This is a genomic window from Arthrobacter sp. NPDC097144, from assembly GCF_044762205.1.
GTDB lineage: Bacteria > Actinomycetota > Actinomycetes > Actinomycetales > Micrococcaceae > Arthrobacter_B.
The window spans coordinates 542,525-559,830 of sequence record NZ_JBIWDW010000001.1; the positions used below are offsets into that span (position 1 = coordinate 542,525).

At 64.9% G+C, this 17,306-nt stretch carries 18 protein-coding genes; 10 read left to right on the top strand and 8 right to left on the bottom strand.

Going from position 1 to position 17,306, the window contains the following annotated elements; genetic code table 11:
• Nucleotides 1–83: 83 nt before the first annotated feature.
• On the bottom strand, nucleotides 84–1,637 hold the full coding sequence (locus tag ACIQXM_RS02525) for an FAD-dependent oxidoreductase (RefSeq protein WP_400927093.1): 1,554 nt from the start codon (nucleotides 1,635–1,637) through the stop codon (nucleotides 84–86).
• A gap of 198 nt (nucleotides 1,638–1,835) precedes the next feature.
• On the opposite strand from ACIQXM_RS02525, the gene ACIQXM_RS02530 reads away from it, so the two are divergent.
• Both ACIQXM_RS02530 and ACIQXM_RS02535 read left to right on the top strand, forming a co-directional pair.
• Entirely contained in the window at nucleotides 1,836–2,993 is a 1,158-nt protein-coding gene (locus ACIQXM_RS02530) for a Rieske 2Fe-2S domain-containing protein (protein ID WP_400927096.1), read from the top strand.
• Entirely contained in the window at nucleotides 2,993–3,274 is a 282-nt protein-coding gene (locus ACIQXM_RS02535) for a ferredoxin (protein ID WP_400927099.1), read from the top strand. Before ACIQXM_RS02530 ends, ACIQXM_RS02535 begins: the two co-directional genes overlap by 1 nt.
• Nucleotides 3,275–3,354: 80 nt before the next feature.
• On the opposite strand, the gene ACIQXM_RS02540 is transcribed toward ACIQXM_RS02535, so the two are convergent.
• Together ACIQXM_RS02540 and ACIQXM_RS02545 are read right to left on the bottom strand one after the other, a co-directional pair.
• A complete protein-coding gene (locus ACIQXM_RS02540; protein WP_400927102.1) occupies nucleotides 3,355–4,401 on the bottom strand; it encodes a 2Fe-2S iron-sulfur cluster-binding protein in 1,047 nt (348 codons plus the stop codon).
• Between the two features lie 2 nt (nucleotides 4,402–4,403).
• Nucleotides 4,404–5,300, bottom strand: coding sequence for an alpha/beta fold hydrolase (locus ACIQXM_RS02545; RefSeq protein WP_400927105.1), 897 nt, complete (start codon nucleotides 5,298–5,300; stop codon nucleotides 4,404–4,406).
• Between the two features lie 223 nt (nucleotides 5,301–5,523).
• Here ACIQXM_RS02545 and ACIQXM_RS02550 point away from each other — a divergent pair, with 223 nt between their 5' ends.
• The 3 genes from ACIQXM_RS02550 to ACIQXM_RS02560 all read left to right on the top strand — a co-directional run bounded on the left by ACIQXM_RS02550 (nucleotide 5,524) and on the right by ACIQXM_RS02560 (nucleotide 8,207).
• A complete protein-coding gene (locus ACIQXM_RS02550) occupies nucleotides 5,524–6,708 on the top strand; it encodes an acyl-CoA dehydrogenase family protein (RefSeq protein ID WP_400927108.1) in 1,185 nt (394 codons plus the stop codon).
• Between the two features lie 45 nt (nucleotides 6,709–6,753).
• Nucleotides 6,754–7,680, top strand: coding sequence for a VOC family protein (locus ACIQXM_RS02555; protein ID WP_400927111.1), 927 nt, complete (start codon nucleotides 6,754–6,756; stop codon nucleotides 7,678–7,680).
• Between the two features lie 89 nt (nucleotides 7,681–7,769).
• On the top strand, nucleotides 7,770–8,207 hold the full coding sequence (locus tag ACIQXM_RS02560) for a nuclear transport factor 2 family protein (protein ID WP_400927114.1): 438 nt from the start codon (nucleotides 7,770–7,772) through the stop codon (nucleotides 8,205–8,207).
• A 19-nt stretch (nucleotides 8,208–8,226) separates the two neighbouring features.
• Here the strand turns inward: ACIQXM_RS02560 and ACIQXM_RS02565 are convergent, their stop codons facing one another.
• Nucleotides 8,227–9,042, bottom strand: a complete 816-nt coding sequence (locus ACIQXM_RS02565; protein WP_400927117.1) for an IclR family transcriptional regulator — start codon at nucleotides 9,040–9,042, stop codon at nucleotides 8,227–8,229.
• A 255-nt stretch (nucleotides 9,043–9,297) separates the two neighbouring features.
• Here ACIQXM_RS02565 and ACIQXM_RS02570 point away from each other — a divergent pair, with 255 nt between their 5' ends.
• Genes ACIQXM_RS02570 through ACIQXM_RS02585 form a run of 4 tightly spaced genes read left to right on the top strand, consistent with a single transcriptional unit; the run spans nucleotide 9,298 to nucleotide 13,331 of the window.
• Nucleotides 9,298–10,113, top strand: coding sequence for a 2-keto-4-pentenoate hydratase (locus ACIQXM_RS02570; protein ID WP_400927120.1), 816 nt, complete (start codon nucleotides 9,298–9,300; stop codon nucleotides 10,111–10,113).
• Nucleotides 10,113–11,087, top strand: a complete 975-nt coding sequence (locus tag ACIQXM_RS02575) for an acetaldehyde dehydrogenase (acetylating) (protein ID WP_400927123.1) — start codon at nucleotides 10,113–10,115, stop codon at nucleotides 11,085–11,087. Before ACIQXM_RS02570 ends, ACIQXM_RS02575 begins: the two co-directional genes overlap by 1 nt.
• Nucleotides 11,088–11,089: 2 nt before the next feature.
• On the top strand, nucleotides 11,090–12,097 hold the full coding sequence (gene dmpG, locus ACIQXM_RS02580; protein ID WP_400927126.1) for a 4-hydroxy-2-oxovalerate aldolase: 1,008 nt from the start codon (nucleotides 11,090–11,092) through the stop codon (nucleotides 12,095–12,097).
• A gap of 31 nt (nucleotides 12,098–12,128) precedes the next feature.
• Nucleotides 12,129–13,331 (top strand): flavin reductase, encoded by a 1,203-nt coding sequence (locus ACIQXM_RS02585; RefSeq protein WP_400927129.1) that lies wholly within the window; start codon nucleotides 12,129–12,131, stop codon nucleotides 13,329–13,331.
• Here ACIQXM_RS02585 and ACIQXM_RS02590 read toward each other — a convergent pair.
• From ACIQXM_RS02590 to ACIQXM_RS02605, 4 genes are all read right to left on the bottom strand, one after another.
• Complete coding sequence (locus ACIQXM_RS02590) at nucleotides 13,328–14,647, bottom strand: TetR/AcrR family transcriptional regulator (protein WP_400927131.1); 1,320 nt, start codon at nucleotides 14,645–14,647, stop codon at nucleotides 13,328–13,330. The genes ACIQXM_RS02585 and ACIQXM_RS02590 overlap by 4 nt on opposite strands.
• Nucleotides 14,648–14,754: 107 nt before the next feature.
• On the bottom strand, nucleotides 14,755–15,222 hold the full coding sequence (locus ACIQXM_RS02595) for an acyl-CoA thioesterase (protein ID WP_400927133.1): 468 nt from the start codon (nucleotides 15,220–15,222) through the stop codon (nucleotides 14,755–14,757).
• Nucleotides 15,223–15,247: 25 nt separating this feature from the next.
• On the bottom strand, nucleotides 15,248–16,237 hold the full coding sequence (locus ACIQXM_RS02600) for an LLM class flavin-dependent oxidoreductase (protein ID WP_400927136.1): 990 nt from the start codon (nucleotides 16,235–16,237) through the stop codon (nucleotides 15,248–15,250).
• Nucleotides 16,238–16,318: 81 nt separating this feature from the next.
• A complete protein-coding gene (locus tag ACIQXM_RS02605; protein WP_400927138.1) occupies nucleotides 16,319–16,810 on the bottom strand; it encodes an SRPBCC domain-containing protein in 492 nt (163 codons plus the stop codon).
• A 140-nt stretch (nucleotides 16,811–16,950) separates the two neighbouring features.
• Here ACIQXM_RS02605 and ACIQXM_RS02610 point away from each other — a divergent pair, with 140 nt between their 5' ends.
• The gene (locus tag ACIQXM_RS02610) at nucleotides 16,951–17,247 is read left to right on the top strand and encodes a DUF3253 domain-containing protein (RefSeq protein WP_400927141.1); all 297 of its coding nucleotides are present in this window, start codon (nucleotides 16,951–16,953) and stop codon (nucleotides 17,245–17,247) included.
• Nucleotides 17,248–17,306: the final 59 nt, after the last annotated feature.

Sequence of the window (17,306 nt, forward strand, 5' to 3'; positions counted from 1 at the left end):
CCACCGGCAGCCGCCTGGGCGATAGGAAAAATGGTAGCCGCGGTGCTGTGGTTCCAACAGGTTCTTAGAGCCTGCCCGGCCCTCTACCCGGCAGTCATGGACTGGACTGCCCGATACGCGAAGACCATCGCCGTGCCCAGCGGGACGCCCGGACCCGGATAGAAACGGCCGGAGAAGGATGCGCTCGAGTTGCCTACGGCGTACAGCCCGGGGATGGGGTCCCCTCCAGCCGTGAGGACACGTGCGTCGCGGTCGGTACGCAAGCCTCCCTTGGTGCCCAGGTCGCTGAGCACCATCCGGGCGGCGTAGTACGGCGGCTGGTCCAGCGTCACCAGCGCCGGATTGGGCCCGTGCGAAGGATCGGTGAAAAAGAGGTCATAGGGATCCTCACCGCGGTGGAAATCCTCATCCACTCCCGATTCGGCAAAACCGTTGAACCGCTCCACGGTTTGGCTCAGGGTTGCGGCGGGCAACCCGGTGCGCTCAGCCAGTTCGTCAAGGGTTTGAGCCTGGACCCAGGTTCCGGCGGCGAGGTGTTCCTGGGGCGAGGTAGTGTCCGGACGCATGATGGCCGGCAGCGCGCCGCCGAAGCGGGAATCGAACACAAACCAGGAAGGAATCCGCTCTTCTGCCGCAAAGGCCATCTGGCGGCCCATCCGGTCATAGGGCAGGGACTCGTTGGCGAAACGCCGTCCGTCCCCGCTCACCATCAACCCGCCCCGGAGACCCAGGGTGAAGGCGCTTGTGCCGGAAGGCTGCAAAACCCCGGGGCACCACCAGCCCTCATCCATCAGTTCCACTGCCGCCCCTGCGGCCTGTGCCCTGCGGATAGCGGTGCCGGTATTCGCACCGCGCGGAGCCATGGTCCAGTCCGCGGAACCGGGCGTTCCGTTCTCACTGCGCATCCGGGTGTTTGACTCAAATCCGCCGGCGCCCAGCAGCACTCCCGCGCCAGCCTTCAGCGTGCGCGGCCCGGCTGCGGTTTCCACGCTGATCCCTGTGACCCTTCCGTCCTCGACGAGGAGATCGGTCATCTCGGTTTCGGTGCGGACGGAGCCGTTGCCGGTATTCATGAATGCCAGCAGCAGGCGGCCGATGAGTGCCTGGCCGGCAGTCAACGGACCGTCAGGATGAGATTCACCTTTTTGGTCGCTCTCAATGTTCGGCCGCACCAGTTCGGCCAGATTGCCGATCTCACTGCGCGGAAGATCCACCGGCATCATGGACCGGCCGGCATCCATCCTTCCCGGGCCCGCGAAGTAGTCGGGGAAAGCGGTCCAGCGGAACTCAACGGCCGGGTCATGCTCAAGGGCTTTGACCAGCTCGGGGGCACTGGCCAGGAAAGCTTCACGCCGGTCAGCTTCAGCCTCTCCCAGCAGGGACTGCAGGTAGGCCCGGGCAGAGTCAACGGAATCGGTCACGCCGGCCCGCTCCTGCACCTGGGTGGCAGGCAGCCAGCAGGAGGCTCCGGAGTAGGACGAAGTACCTCCGAGGAGAGGCATCTTTTCCACCAGCAGTGTTTTGAATCCACGGGAAGCGGCACTGAAAGCACCGGCCATGGCCCCGGCGCCGGAACCCACCACAACGACGTCGTACTCGCTGTCCCAATCCTGCGTGTTGATCTGCCCGATTGTCATCGTTGTCCTTTTCGTCGCCGGGCCCCCCCCCACCCTGGACGTGCGCCCCGGGCCCTCGGCCAAGACTTGCAGGCGGGAAATCCACAGTCTGCTCCTGTCCCACACATCGGGACTGCCCCCGTTCCCCGCCCAGGTGTGCGTAGATTCGCGTCAAGAAGTTCGGCTCCAAATAATCGCATCTGAAGGGACGGATTCCGCATGAGCATTGTTGAGTCAGATCAGGATCAAATCAGGCAGATTGAAGCGGGCCAGACCCGCGCACGCTTCGCGCGCGGGTGGCACTGCCTCGGCTTGGTGGACAAGTACAAGGACGGCAAGCCGCACACGGTGAAGGCCTTCGGCCAGAAGCTGGTGATTTTTTCCGGGTCTGACGGCCGGGTCAATGTCCTGGATGCCTACTGCCGGCACTTGGGCGGAGACCTGTCCCTGGGCACCGTCAAGGGAAACGAAATTGCCTGCCCGTTTCATGACTGGCGCTGGGGAGGCGATGGACGCTGCAAGGCTGTTCCCTATGCGCGCAGGGTTCCGATGCGTGCCCGGACCAGTACCTGGCAGACCCTCGAGCAGGACGGACTCCTGTTTGTCTGGAATGATCCCGAAGGCAATCCGCCGCCCGAAGGCGTTGTCATCCCCCGGATTGAGGGTGCTGAAGACGAGGGCTGGACCAACTGGGTTTGGACCGAACTGGTGGTCAAGACCAGCACCCGCGAAATCATGGACAACATCGTGGATATGGCCCACTTCTTCTACATCCACAACAATTTCCCCACCTATTTCAAGAATGTCTTCGAGGGTCACGTGGCGACCCAGTATTTCGACGGAATTGCGCGTGAGGACGTCACTCCCGCGAATCCCGATCCCAAGGCACCGAAGATGCAGAAGACAAGTTCGGTGGCGTCCTATTATGGACCCTCCTTCATGATTGATGACCTCAGCTACACCTATGAGACCTTCACCATGAAGACCGTCCTCATCAACGCGCATTACCCCATTGATGAGGACTCGTTTGTCCTCATGTCCGGCATCATCGTGGAGAAGAAACCGGAGCTGCCCGGCGATCCGGACCAGATCGCCGGCAATCAGGCCAAATGGATCCTGAACGGCTTCAACCAGGATGTGCAGATCTGGCAGAACAAGGCCCGCGTCGACAACCCGCTCCTCTGCGAGGAAGACGGAGCCGTGTACCAGATCCGCCGCTGGTATGAGCAGTTCTTCGTGGACGCCGCCGACGTCCTGCCGGAAATGACGGACCGCTTTGAACATGAGCTGGACACCACCAAGCCGGTGGAAAGCTGGCGCAGGCAGGTGGCTGAGAATGTGGCGGTGCGCAAGGCCGCAGAGGAGCAGCTGATCTGATGATGTCCCCCACCGATGTCCGGCTCATCGACAACCCCATGCAGCCGCTGGGCTGCCGCGGATGCACCGCTTCGGTCCTGGTCCGCAAGTCGAACTGGCAGCAGACGAGTATCCAGTGGAATGAGACGGCGCAGGCAGCCTGCAGGGAGCGTGCGCTCTCCAGCCGGGGCGAGAGCTCCACGGTGCAGTTTCCCGGCTGTGAGACGCTGGCCGAGAGCATTCGATCTGCCTCGCTTGAGGGCACCATTGACGTGATCAACCGGGACGTGCCGGAGAGCTGACCTCCTGCACGCCACATCAAAGAAGGAGAGCCGGAACCGGCTCTCCTTCTTTGATGTTAAGGCCCTGTGTCCGCCGAACCTTATTCGTCGTACGTAATCTTGACGGGCCCGGCCACCGGCATGGCCTGGCACGCCAGCACGTACCCGTCGCGAAGGTCCGCGGCGTCCAGCACCTCGTTGTTTTCCATGCGGACTTCGCCCTGGAGAACGCGGCAGGTGCAGGCGCTGCAGGCGCCCTCGCGGCAGGAGTACGGTGCATCCAGGCCGGCATTGAGCAGAACGTCCAGCAGCCGGTTTCCGCCGGACCAGGGCACGGTGCGGCTGACGCCGTCGAGTTGAACATCCACAACGGTGTCTGTTCCGGAACCGTCGCTGACCGCCGTTTCCACCGGAGCAAAGGGATCGGTACCGAGCGAGGCAAAGCGTTCAATATGGATCTGCCCGGACGGCATGCCCAGGGCATCCAGCGCCCTCCCGACGCACTCCATGAACGGCCCCGGGCCGCAGATGAAGACTTCGCGGTTCAGATAGGGCGCGGAGAGTGCGCCGAGAGCAGCTTCATCGGGCAAGCCCTGCACAGTCCCCAGCCAGTGGATGACGGTGAGCCGGCCCGGATGGGCCTTGCCGAGGGCGTTGAGTTCCTCGCGGAAGATTACTGATGCTTCATCCTGGTTGGCGTAGATCAGGGTTACCAGGCCGGTTCCCGCGGCCAGCGCTGATTTGAGGATGGACATCACCGGAGTAATCCCGCTGCCGCCGGCAAAGAGGAGGAAATCGTCGGTCAGCGAGCGCGGGGTGAAGGTTCCAGCGGGCCGGAGCACCTCCAGGAGGTTGCCCTCCACGGCATTGTCGCAAAGCCAGTTTGAGCCGTAGCCCTCCCTGGTGCGCTTGACGGTGACTTTGAGTTTCTCATCATGCACCGGCGTGCTGCAGAGCGAATAGCATCTGGCTGCACCGCCGTCGCGTTCGCTCGGGATCCGGATGGTCAGGAACTGTCCCGGCTTATAGCTGAAAGGTGTGTGGTCCCCGCCTTCGGGTTCCAGGACCAGTGTGTGGGCATCCGCCGTCTCCCGGATCACCTCGACGACGCGCACCCGCAGCGGAGTGACTGTTGCTGAACTGCTCACGGTTATGCCTCTTTCCGCCGCAGAAAAGCAAGAACCGTGCTTTCAAAGGCGTCTTTCTGCTCGATCATGGCCCAGTGGCCGCAATTGGGGAAAACGTGCAGTTCCACATCCGGGATGGTCCGCATCGGCACCAGCACCCCGTCCAGCGGGGAAACCCGGTCATCACGCCCCCAAGTGATCAGGGTCTTGGCCTGAAGCCGGTGGAGCTGGGCCCAGGCGGGCCCGGCATCGGAAGCCGCGGCAGCTGCCGCGCCCGCCTTCATCGCCGCCCGGGTATACATTTTCCGCGCACTGCTCAGGGTCTGCGGGTCGGTGGCCTGTTCCCAGCGCTGGCTGATCAGCTCTTCGGTGACCAGGGACTGGTCATACACCATGGACTGCAGCCACTGGATGAGGCGTTCCCGCGTGGGGTCCTCGGTAAAGGCAACCAGCAGGTTGATGCCTTCGGACGGGGAGGAGCTGAAAAGGTTCGCACCCATGCCGCCGAGGGTCACCAGCCGGCGGACCCGTTCCGGATGGGCGATTGCGTACCGCGTACCAACCATCCCGCCCATTGAATTGCCGATGATATCCACCTGGTCCAGGCCAAGGCCGTCAAGCAGGTCCGTGACGGCCTGGATGCCCGCCGGCATTGGATGCTGGTCGCTGGGATCGCTGACTCCGAAGCCCGGGAATTCCAGCACGTAGCAGTGGAAGTACTCGGCGAAGGAGTTCAGAATGCCGCCGAAATTCCCCAGGCCGGTGACGCCTGGCCCGGAACCGTGCAGGAAAACCAGCGGCGGTCCGTCGCCTGCCTCGTGATACCGCAGCACCCCTTGTTCGGTCTGCAGCTCGTGCAGGGAAATGTCCGCGCCGGGGAGATCCGCTTTACCCGTTTCATGGCGAAGGTCCGTGGTCATTTTTTGGCTCCTCGATGGACGAGTTACGTAGGTCTGTCAAGAACCATAATCAGCGCCCCTGCCGGCAGCGGCGCAGGTCCCGATCACCGGGATGAATGGCGGTGTTTATACGCCCTCCCGACAATCCCAGTGACCGAGACATCCAAGGTTCCCCGGGAACAGCCCGCCTAGGTTTTCACCAACGGCGGCGGAAATGCCGCGCAGAGAAAGCGAGATGCGTGCAATGACCATTACTGCAAGTTCAGATGTGCTGACCGAGCGCGGTGAGGAGCTGCGCTCCTATGGCCAGGTAAACGAAGACCTGGGCAAACTCAGCGACGGTACCGTGGACATCCTGCGACAAAGCGGGGTCATGAAGCTGCTTGCTCCGGTGGAATACGGCGGCACGCGGGCGCACCCGGTCGAGTTCGCCGAGACGGTCATGAAGATCGCCGGCCTCGACGGCGCTGCAGGCTGGGTTTCCGGCGTCGTCGGCGTCCACCCCTGGGAACTGGACATCATGTCCCCCAAGCTGCAGGAGGAAATCTGGGGCCAGGACGAGGACACCTGGGTCTCCTCCCCCTACGCCCCCATGGGGGTGGCCACCCCGGTCGACGGCGGCTATAAGGTCAACGGTCACTGGCAGTTCTCCACCGGCACCGATCATGCCAGCTGGGTGATTCTGGGAGCCTTCGTCGGAGACGCCGAGGGCAAGCCGCTCAAGCCGGTCCAGTCCGTGCATATTGTGGTTCCCCGCGCCGATTACACCATTGTTGAGGATTCCTGGGATGTGGTGGGGCTGAAAGGAACCGGGAGCAAGGACGTCATCATCAAGGACGCTTTTGTGCCCGAATACCGGGTGGTGGTGCAGTCCGAGCTCTTTGAGGGCAAGGTGGCCCGCGAGGCCGGAAAGACCGAACCCATTCACCGCATCCCCTTCTACTGCCTGTTCCCGCTGGGACTCACCTCAGCGGTGATCGGCATCGCCGAGGGTGCCCTGCATTCCCACCTGGAGTACCAGCGCAACCGCCAGCAGGGCAACGGCACCAAGAGCACGCAGGACCCGTACAGCATGTATGCCGTCAGTGAGGCTGCCGCCGACATCCGGGCGTCCCGGGCTGCACTGCTGGACAACATCAGCCGCATCTACGACACCGTGGCCGCGGGCCGCGAGGTCTCCCTGGAGCAGCGGGCGGTGGGCCGGCGAACGCAGATCCAGGCGGCATGGCGGGCCACTGCCGCCGTCGACACCATCCTGTCCCGCTCCGGCGGGAACGGCCTGCGGATGAACAACCCCGTCCAGCGTTTCTGGCGCGACGCCCACATGGGCCTTGCCCACGCCATCCACGTACCCGGGCCCACCTATCACGCGGCCGTCCTCACCGAACTGGGGATGGAACCGCCCGCCAACCTGACGTCGATGGTCTAAAACTCCCGGCTGACATCAACCCCCAACAGTAAAGCGAGGAAGCATATGACTCACATCAAGGGACTGGGCTATTTGAAGGTCCAGACCAGGCACATTGACCGCTGGCGTGAACTGACCGTCGAGGGCCTAGGCTTTGCCGAAACCGTTGGCCCCGACCCCGACGGCCTGTACCTGCGGATGGATGAACGGGAATCGCGCCTGATCGTGCTTCCCGGCGAGAAGGATGCAGTAGTGGCCGTTGGCTGGGAGGTCCGCGACCAGTTTGGCCTGGCAGCCGTGGCCAAGGCCGTAGAGGACGCCGGCATCAGCGTCACCTGGCTCACCGAGGAAGAAAATGACCAGCGCGGCCTGGAGCAGGTCATTACCTTCACCGATCCCGGCGGAACGCCCGTGGAGGTCTTCTTCGGTCCGCGGTTGGACCACAGCCCGCTGATCACCGGCTACGCGCAGAAGTTTGTCACCGGCGCCCAGGGCATGGGCCACGTGGTGCTGCCCACCACCGCCATGGCGGAAACGACGTCGTTCTACACCGACGTCCTGGGCTTCCTGCCGCGCGGTTCTGTACGGCTGGGCCCGAGCCGGCCCGCCGTCCGGTTCCGTTTCTTCGGCGTGAACCAGCGCCACCACAGCCTGGCCATCGGCCCGGCGCCGCACGGCGAAGAGCCGGGCCTTGTCCACCTGATGGTGGAGGTTGAGGACCTGGACACTGTTGGCCGCGCACTGGATAAGGTCACCAAGCTGGGCTTCAGCCTCTCGGCTGCCCTGGGCCGCCACACCAACGACAAGATGGTGTCCTTCTACGTCCGAGCACCCGGCGGCTGGGACATTGAGTTCGGCACCGCGGGCATGCTCGTGGACGAGTCCTACTACACGGCTGAAGAGATCACCTCCGAAAGCTACTGGGGCCATGACCATTCCGCCGGTGAGCCACTGGCCGCCTTCACCCCGCCGCAGGCAGTCGCAGCACTGTAGGCACCCGTCTGCAGATCGGGCCGGCGGTGGAGGAGCCATCAGGAGTTCCTCCGCCGCCGGCCTCTGCTTCCCTTTCCCTGAAGGAACCGATGGAAACTTCTCCCGCCCACGCGGCCACCGACGTCGAACAGCTCCAGAAACTGATGCACCGGTATTGCGCATGCCTGGACAACGGACGGCTGGATGAGCTCGTCTCCCTGTTCGCGGACGACGGCGTGTGGGACGGCAGTGCGTGGGGGCTCGCGGAGATATCGGGCCGGGCAGACCTGCGTGCCTTCTTCCAAGCCACCATCAATGCCCACCCGGATTCGGACACAGTCCACCTGGTCTTCAACCACATCATTGACACGGCGTCGGACACGGCGTCCGGCACCGCGTACTTCCAAGTCTTCGGGCTGAATCCGGACGGCACCCGCAAGGACTCCCTCGGCCAGTACACGGACGAGTTTGTGCGCATCGGCCCGGATTGGAAGTTCAGCCGCAGATCCGTCCGGGCCGTGCTGGCTCCCCCGGCATCCGAGGGCTAGAACCGGCCCGTGAACCGGATCAGCAGGGAAACAGAGCGGCGGACACCTGGCGGGCGGCGTCGATCACCAGCGGAGCCATCCGCTCCAGCGGGTCCCCGCTCCGGCCCACCAGCGAAATGCTGGCCACGGGCTTGCTGCGCCGGCCGCGGATGGCCGCCCCCACGCATGCAATGCCCTCGTAGCTTTCGCCGGCCTCGTAGGCCAGACCGCCCCGCTGCCGGATGCGGTGAAGCTCGGCGTACAGGCTCTGGGGGTCGCTGATGGTCCGGCCGGTGTGCGGATGGAGTCCGTTCTTGAAGAGCTCATCAAGCTGCTCGGGGGTCATCCAGGCGAGCATGGACTTGCCCAGCGCGGTTGCATGCGCCGGAGCACTCCCGCCCACGCGGGACGGAACCGCTGCCGCAGCACGGCCGCCGACCTTATCCAGGTAATGGATGCTGGGACCTTTAAGGACCGCGAGGTGCACCACCATTCCCGTGCGCATGGCCAGGGTGTGCAGCAGCGGGGCGGCTTCCGCGCGGATGCGGCTGTGGCCGTCGTCGAGACCGCAGAACTGCAGCGACCGCCAGCCCATGCCGTACCCCTCCGGCGTGTGCTCCAGCCAGCCCAGCTGAACCAGCTGGTCCAGAATCCGGTGCGTGGTTGAACGGGGCAGGCTGGTGCGGGTGGCGATCTCGTCCAGCAGGAGGCGGACATCCCGCGCATCGAACGCTTCCATGATCAGCGTCATCCTGCCCGCCATTGAGGGAGGCAGCCCGCCGTCGGGAACCGGCGCCAAGGTACCGGCCGCGGAGGGCCAGGCCACGGACCGCCGGGAACCTGTTGAAATACTCATCGGTCCTCCCCCGGACCCGGACCAGCTGAAAACTTGCGGGGTATCTGTCGGAACTGATACATGGCTGAGCGACCTCCTTGGCACAGCAACCTAAAACGGAACGATGTGAGCTGAACCACATCGTGGGCTTCACTGTACACATCACTACAGGGCTGCGGCAATAGCGGCCGCCTCTCCCGTCCATCCCGCTCTGCGGGACTGCCCGGCCCGGTCCGCGGCCCCCGCGCAATACTGGAGCCTCATTTGGGAGGACTAATGGCTTCACCTATCACCACAGCACCCGTTTCCGTGCAGATGCTTGCAGAACTGGGCGCACGCCTGCGCCGCGCCGAACGCGACGGCGTGGCAGTTGACCCGATTGGGGAAGCACTTGAAGAGGGCGGAATCGCTGCGGCCTATGCAGTGCAGCGCGCCAACGAGGACGCCTGGATTGCAGCCGGGCGCCGCGTCGTCGGACGCAAGATCGGACTCACTTCCAAAGCAGTGCAAGCCCAGATGGGTGTTGACCAGCCGGATTTTGGGGTCCTTTTCGCTGACATGTGCCTGGCTGACGGCGAAGCCCTGGAAGCCGGGGACGTTCTGCAGCCCCGGGTGGAGGCCGAGGTGGCGCTGGTCCTGAAGAAGGACCTGCCCGAGCCTGACACCACCCTGCCCGAGCTCATCGCAGCGGTGGACTATCTGCTGCCCGCAATCGAAATTGTCGGCTCCAGGATCCGGGACTGGAACATCTCCATCCTGGACACCATCGCTGACAACGCATCCAGCGGAAGAATCGTGACGGGAACACGCCCCGTGTCCCCCGCGGCCCTTGATCTGGCGGCCGCCGGCATGGTCATGGAGGTCAACGGAGCGGTGGCCTCCGTAGGCTCCGGCGCCGCGTGCCTCGGCCATCCGTACCGGGCTGCACTGTGGCTGGTTCGGCGCATGGCCGAACTGGAAAGACCCCTGCGGGCCGGCGAAATCCTGATGACCGGAGCCCTTGGGCCCATGGTGGATTTCGGTCCGGGCTCCAACGCAGTTGCAAGCATCCAGGGACTGGGACAGGTCCGCATTACCCATGAGGAGAAATAGTGGAATCCAACAGACGCTGGCCAGTGGCAATCATCGGCTCCGGAAACATCGGCACGGATCTCATGATCAAGGTGCTGCGCGGATCCGGCCGGCTGGAAATGGGCGCCATGGTGGGCATTGATCCGGCATCCGACGGGCTGCGGAGGGCCGCGGGCATGGGCATCCCCACCACCTCCGACGGCATCCAGGGGCTGCTCGACCTGCCGAACTTCAAGGACATCAGGGTGGTGTTTGACGCCACCAGCGCCTCGGCGCACCTGAGCAACTGGGAGCTGCTCAAGGACACCGGCGTCCGGGTCCTGGACCTGACGCCGGCCTCCGTGGGCCCCTACTGCGTGCCGGTGGTGAATCTTGAGGAGCATCTGGAGGAACCGAATCTGAACATGGTCACCTGCGGCGGGCAGGCGACCGTTCCCATGGTGGCCGCCGTCTCGCGGGTTGCTCCGGTGCGCTACGCCGAGATCGTATCCTCTGTGGCATCACGCTCCGCCGGCCCCGGAACCCGGGCGAACATCGACGAGTTCACCGAAACCACGTCCCGGGCGCTGGTGGAGGTGGGCGGTGCCGCTGAAGGCAAAGCCATCATCATCATGAACCCGGCCGAACCGCCCATGCTGATGCGCAACACTGTCTACTGCCTGGTGGAGGGCGCCCCGGACCACGCCGCCATCGAATCATCCGTCCTGTCCATGGCGGAGCAGGTGCAGAAGTACGTCCCCGGCTACAAGCTCAAGCAGGACGTGCAGTTTGAAACCTTCGGGCCCGGAAACGCACTTCACCTCCCCGGCACCGGCCGCTTTGAAGGCACCCGCGTCACGGTGATGCTGGAAGTGACCGGCGCCGCGCACTACCTCCCGGCCTACGCAGGGAACCTGGACATCATGACCTCCGCAGCCATGGCCGTTGCCGACCGCTGGGCAGAACGCGCAGGGGTCCCCGAACAGCCCGTCGCCGCAGCGATGCAGGAGGCATAACCATGAGCAGGCTCTACATTTCCGACGTCACGCTTCGTGACGGCATGCATGCGATCAAGCACCAGTACACCGTGGACCAGGCGGTGGCGATCGCCGCCGCCCTGGACACTGCCGGCGTCGCCTCCATCGAGGTGGCACACGGAGACGGCATCAACGGCTCCTCCTGCGTTTACGGCTTCGGCGCCCACACGGACCTCGAGTGGATTTCCGCCGTGGCCGGCGTGGTGAAGCAGGCGAAGGTTGCCACCCTGGCGCTGCCGGGCATCGCCACCATCCACCATCTCAAGGACGCCCACAGCGCAGGCGCTTCAGTGGTCCGCGTGGCAACGCACTGCACCGAGGCGGACGTCTCAGCGCAGCACATTGGCGCAGCGCGGGAACTGGGCATGGACACCGTGGGCTTCCTGATGATGTCCCATATGAGTCCGGCCGCCGAGCTGGCGAAGCAGGCCAAGCTGATGGAAAGCTACGGGGCCACCTGCGTCTACGTGGTTGATTCCGGCGGTGCGCTGACCATGCCGGGTGTGGCTGAACGCGTGGATGCGTTCCGGCAGGTCCTGGATCCCGCCACCGAAATCGGCATCCATGCCCACGAAAACCTGTCCCTGAGCGTCGCCAACTCGCTGACCGCCGTGGAGCACGGCGCCAACCGGGTGGATGCTTCGCTGGCCGGCATGGGTGCCGGAGCAGGCAATGCTCCGCTGGAGGCCTTCATCGCTGCTGCGGACAAGTTCGGAATGGAACACGGCTGCAACCTGGCGGCCCTGATGGACGCCGCCGATGACCTGGTCCGTCCCATCCAGGACCGCCCGGTACGGGTGGACCGGGAAACCCTCTCCCTCGGCTATGCCGGGGTCTACTCCAGCTTCCTGCGTCACGCGGAGACCGCCAGCAAGCGGTATGGAATTCCCACCACGGACATCCTGATGGAACTGGGCAGGCGCCGCATGGTCGGCGGCCAGGAAGACATGATCGTGGACGTGGCCCTGGATCTGCTGGCCACAAAGTAGCCGGACAAACGGCGGATGAAAGGCATAGACGATGAGCGAAATCAGTAACGGTGAACAGCGCACCGCGATCAGTGATCCGCTGATATTCCGCAACGTGCTGGGCCACTTCCCCACCGGGGTGGTCCTGATCACCGGCATAGCCGATGACGGCGAGCCGGTGGGCATGATCGTGGGTTCCTTCACCTCGGTTTCCCTGGATCCGCCGCTGGTGGCGTTCCTTCCCACCGCCGCCTCGCAAACCTTCAAGCGCCTGCGGACGGCCGGTTCCTTCTGCGTCAATGTGCTGGCGGCGGACCAGGAGGACATCTGCCGCCGGTTTGCGGGGCGGACTGCCAATAAGTTCGACGGCGTCTCCTGGCATCCGTCCCCGCTCGGCGCCCCGGTGCTGGATTCAGTGGTGGCCTACATCGACTGCACCTTTGAGTCCATCAGCGACGCCGGCGACCACCTGATTGTGCTGGGTGCCGTCCAGGAACTGCAGGTGTGCAGTCCGGTGGCTCCGCTGCTGTTCTTCCAGGGCGGCTACGGACGGTTTGCGCCGCTCTCGCTCAGCGCTCCCTTCGAAGCGGACCTCATCACCGGGGTGCGGCTGGCCGAACGGGGCAGGGCGGAAATGGACCGGCTTGCGGAGAGCTTTGACGCAGAGTGCACTGCCATGGCCGTGATCAGCGATCAAATGGCAGTGAACGTTGCGGTTGCCGGAACGGGTCCCGGGACGGCGGACCGCCTCGGGGAACGGATCCCGCTCATGCCTCCGCTGGGCGAGCTGTGCCTCGCCTGGGAGGATGCCGACGCCGTCGACCGGTGGCTGTCCCGGGCCCTGCCCAGCGACGAATGCACTCCGGAGGAATACCGGGGCCGCCTCGAAGCGGTGCGCAGCCGGGGCTGGTCCATGACGATGCGCGGAGAATACAAGGACGAGCAGATCTACGAAGCCCTGCGCGAATACTCTTCCGGGGTCTATACGCCCGCTCAGGAACGCGAGATCCGGCAGATCATTTCCCGCACCTCGAGCAGCTACGCTCCGGTGGTCCTTGACGAGGGCCAGCTGTACGACGTCGATTCCCTGCTGGCGCCGGTATTTGATTCCGCGGGCAAGGTGCGGCTGGTCCTGCGCATCGCGAACCTCCCCCGGCAGGCGGACTCTGCCGCTATCCAGGGCTGGGCGGATGAGCTCCGGCGGGCGGCCCACAAAGTGGGTGCCGCCGCTGACACGGTGAAGGTGGATGCCTAGGAGCTGAACGCCGCGGTGTTGCCGTCCTGCATCAGGGCGGCAACACGGTGCAGTGCCGTGCTTGCCAGATCCGCCAGCAGCTCCGGGTCCCAGGGCTCCTCATCAATCTGCCTGCTCAGCATCAGGCCGTCCAGGATCCGGAAGAGGCACTCGGAGAGGTAGGCGGCCAACAGGAAGCGTGCTTCCTCTTCCAGCTCCGGAGCCAGCACGCTGCGGAACCATTCATCGGTCATACTTTGCATGTTTTGCAGCACAGGCTCCAGGCGCTGAGTGCCGGCATCGGGACCGCTGACCGTCCGCAGCAGCAGCAACAGCCCCAATCTGCGGATCCGGGTCCGGGCCGTAAACCCCTCAAGCGTCTTCAGGAGCAGTCCCCTGAGGACAACGGACCAGTCCCCGTCGGAAGGGCGCGGCTGCATTTCCGGCTTTGCGCTGTCCCACCCGCGGCAGGCGTCATCCACCACCGTGGCCAGCAAATCGTCTTTGTCCTTGAAGGACCAGTACAGCGAACTGGCCGGCAGAGCCGCCTTTTCGCAGACCCGGGCCACCGTGACGCCGTCGTAGCCGAACTCCACAATGGTGTCCTCGGCAGCCCGCAGGAACACCTCCCGGGTGCTCTCTTCGCCAGCCTGAGCCGCCGGGGCGGGAGCAGGAGCCTGCCGGTCTGCATCCAGGGGCCGGATGGATGACAGTTCCACGGCCCGCTCCGCTGCAGCATCCAGGCACGCAGCAATCATCCAGGTGACGCGGTCGTCGTCGAGCTCGGTTGTACCGTGCCGCTGGATGAATTCACTGTCGCGGATAGCAATGGTCAGCCGGCCCAGCAGCCGCGCGGCCGCCCTTCTCTGCTCCAGGCCGGCGGGCAGGGTGCGTTCCCACCACTTCGCCAGCCACCGCGTGCTTTCGCGGCGGATCTGCAGGAACCGGGCCCGTGCGGGCGAATCAACCTGGGGCCGGACCACGGAAATGGAGAGGCCAAAACGCCAGTAGGCCATGGTGTCGTCAACCCGGGGAAACTGCAGGATGTTGCTGTACAAATCAGCTGTCCGGGACTGCCCCGGCGGCGAGTCCAGCCAATTGGGTATGGACTGCGACTGCAGCTCAAAGGCACGTTCCAGAGCGGCGGCGAACAGCTGGTCCTTGTCGGAGAAATGCCAGTAGATGGAGCTGGCCGAGAGCCCGGTGGCCTTCCGGATCATGGACATTTTGGTGCCCTCATAGCCGTAGCGGGCGGCCAAAAGCATGGCTTCCTCAAGAATCCGCGTACGGGTCTGAGCCCCCTGCGTATTCTTTCGGTCTGTCTTGCGCTGCGTCACTGACCCACCTGTTGATCTCTGCAGAAGCGTTGTGCGCTCCTGTTGGCCTCCCACCCTAGCCAACGCGGCCGGGCAAACTCCGCCTGTCCCGCTGGGCAGGAGAATGGTTAGAAGACGGACGGGCCCAGATACGGGACCATGAGCTGCTTTTGTTCCGGGGAGACCCGCAGCAGCCGGCCGGTTCCGCCGTCAACAAAGGCCAGCGTTGTTTCGGCCTTGGCGCAGGGTTCCGCCGTCACCGGATCGCGGATGACGTACGCGATTGTCAGGCTGGCAGCCTTCAGAGCACTGATCCACACAGCGATGTCAGCGGGAATATTGCGGTAAGTGAGCGGAGACAGATACTTCACGCGGTGCTCGGCCACCAGCGCCTGGGTGCCTTCGGGCACGTTATTGAAGAGCGCGACGACGGGTTCCCGCCCCGGCCCGCCCGTACCGCCGGGCGGACCGAAGGCATGGATCCGCGCTTCTTCCAGAATCCGCAGGATCTCCACGTTATTCACATGGCCATAGGCGTCCATGTCCCCCCAGCGCATGCCGACGGAACACTGGATGACCTGCGGAGTCTCAATCATGCTTCGTTTCTAGCACACGCCAGGGCTATGCCCCGGCAAGCTCCGTCACGCCGGCCAGCAGTTCAAAGGAATGCAGCCGGGCTTCGAGGGTGGGTGCCTGGGTAGCCACAATCAGCTCGTCGGCGTCGGCGTGGGTGGTGAACCAGTCCAGGTACTCGCGGACCTCGGCGGGCGTGCCCACTGCTGAGTAACGGCCCATCTGCTTGACCTGCTGGCCGCCCGGGGACTCCAGGATCAGGTCCGCTTCTTCCGGCGTGAAGGTCCGGTCCCGGCCGAAGAGCTGGGTGACCCGGCGGCGCTGGCCGTCCAGGAACATCTGCTGGGCCTCCTCCTGGGTGTCCGCGGCAAGCACGTTAACGCCGGCAATGACGTACGGCTCGGCCAGCTGTTCCGAGGGACGGAAGTCCCGGCGGTAGATGGCCACCGCGTCCTGGAGCGCCTGCGGCGCAAAGTGCGAGGCGAAGGAGTAGGGCAGGCCCAGGGCTGCGGCAAGCTTCGCACCGAACAGGGAGGAGCCGAGGATGTACAGCGGCACATTGGTCCCCTTGCCCGGCGTTGCGTCGATGCCGGAAATGAGGGTGTTGCCGGTCAGGTAGCCCTGCAGCTCCTGCACGTCCTGCGGGAAGCTGTCCGAGGACATGGGATCACGGCGCAGGGCGCGCATTGTCTTCTGGTCGCTGCCCGGTGCACGTCCCAGCCCAAGGTCGATCCGGCCCGGGAAAAGTGTTTCCAGGGTGCCGAACTGCTCGGCGATGGTCAGCGGCGCGTGGTTGGGCAGCATGACTCCCCCGGCGCCAAGCCGGATGGTTTCAGTGTGCGCAGCAATGTACCCAATGAGCACGCTGGTGGCCGAGGATGCGATGGTGGGCATGTTGTGGTGCTCGGCGTACCAGATGCGCCGATAGCCCAGCTTTTCGGCGTGCTGCGCCAGGGCGAGGCTGGAGGCGAAGGAATCGCGCGCGGTTTCGCCCTCGTCAATGATGGCCAGATCGAGGATCGAAAGCGGAACAGTCATGGGTTTTCGGCCTTTCGTTGCACGTTGCGCCCTGTGGCTGTTTACCCGGGCACGGTAGGTGCAACGGCGAAGGACGCCGTGTTATTTCACGCTGCCGCGGTGACGCGCCAAATAGCGGGAGAGCCGGTCGAAGGAGGAATTCCATCCGGTCTGGTGTCCGTCCAGCTCACGCCGGGTGGAAAAGGGCCCCTGCCGGAAGGTCATCCGCGTTCCGCCGTGATGGGCGGCGAGGTCCACTGTGATCAGGGTTTCCGGGCTCGACGGCGTGCCGTCCGGTGACTGCCACTGCTGCGTCATCGCCAAGTGGTCCGGCGGCCGAAGCTCCCTCAGGGTTCCGCCCCACCACAGCTCGTCACCGGTCAAAGTGTTCACCATGCAGGCACGGTAGCTTCCGCCCGCCCGGTTCTCCACGCGCACCCGGTCCGCCGGCACCAGGAAACCCTCCGGCCCCCACCAGTCCGTAACCCCGGTGAGATCGGACCAGGCGTCGTACACCGCCTGCGGCCCAACGGGAAAGTCCCGAACCATGAGCAGCTGGTTCTCCCCACCCGCCGGTGATACTGGATCCGTCATGGTGCCCTCCCTGCTCCGGCCCGTTGGCCTCACCCTCCCAGTGTGGCCCGCCGCCGCCTCGCCGCACACGTGCGTCAGCCAAACGGCTGCTCGCCGGAGCAAGCTTCCAGCGCCGCAGCTTCCGCGGCACAATGGCCTGCATGGACAACAGCGAGTCATCCGGTACGGCCGGCACGGAAGCGGGGCAGCAGGATTTCGGTCCGCAGCTGGAGGAAACCATTCTTGCCCTGCTTGCCGCCAGGGCGGATACGTCCACCATCTGCCCCTCCGACGCTGCCAGGGCGGTGGCTCCCGATAACTGGCGTCCGTTAATGGACAGCGCGCGGCAGGCTGCCGCCCGGCTGGTGGAGACCGGCGACGTAGACATCACGCAGCACGGTGAAGTGGTGGATCTTCGGACGGCAAAGGGCCCCATCCGGATCCGCCGCAGGCGTTGAAGCCCGCCGCAGGGCGCGAACTGGCCCATTTGTATGCGCGGTCTCTGCAGCCCCTACCG